The organism is Streptomyces sp. AC627_RSS907 (assembly GCF_019049165.1).
Map to the genome: position 1 here is coordinate 1 of NZ_JAGMUE010001350.1, position 550 is coordinate 550.

At 76.4% G+C, this 550-nt stretch carries 1 pseudogene; it reads left to right on the plus strand.

Annotation, left to right across the window (positions count from 1 at the left end):
• Window positions 1–550: pseudogene (locus KUM32_RS41865) on the plus strand (ABC transporter); the annotation flags it as partial.

The following is a 550-nucleotide window of genomic DNA, read 5'->3' on the forward strand; positions in this document are numbered from 1 at the left end:
GCCCAGATCCTGCGACCGGCCACCGAGGCCGGCACGGCCGCCGGGCCCGGGCCCGGTGACGGCGCCGGCATCGCCGCCGAGGTCGCCGCGACTCTCGCCCGCGACCTGGTGGCCCGCATCGAGGTCCTCACCGAGCTGGGCCTCGGCTACCTCAGCACGGACCGCCCGACCCCCACCCTCTCCGCCGGCGAGCTACAACGGCTGCGCCTGGCCACCCAGTTGCGCTCGGGCCTGTTCGGCGTCGTCTACGTACTGGACGAGCCGTCCGCCGGCCTACACCCGGCCGACAGCGCCGCCCTCCTCACCGTGCTCGACCGGTTGAAGGAGGCCGGGAACTCGCTGTTCGTGGTCGAGCACCACCTGGACGTGGTGCGCCGCGCCGACTGGGTGGTCGACGTCGGCCCACGGGCCGGCGAGCACGGCGGTCGCGTGCTCTACAGCGGCCCGGTCGCGGGCCTGGCGGACGTGCCCGAGTCCGTCACCCGCGACTACGTCTTCCCCACCGCGACACGGCCCGCTCCCCGCGCCCCGCGCCAGCCCGCGCGGTGGC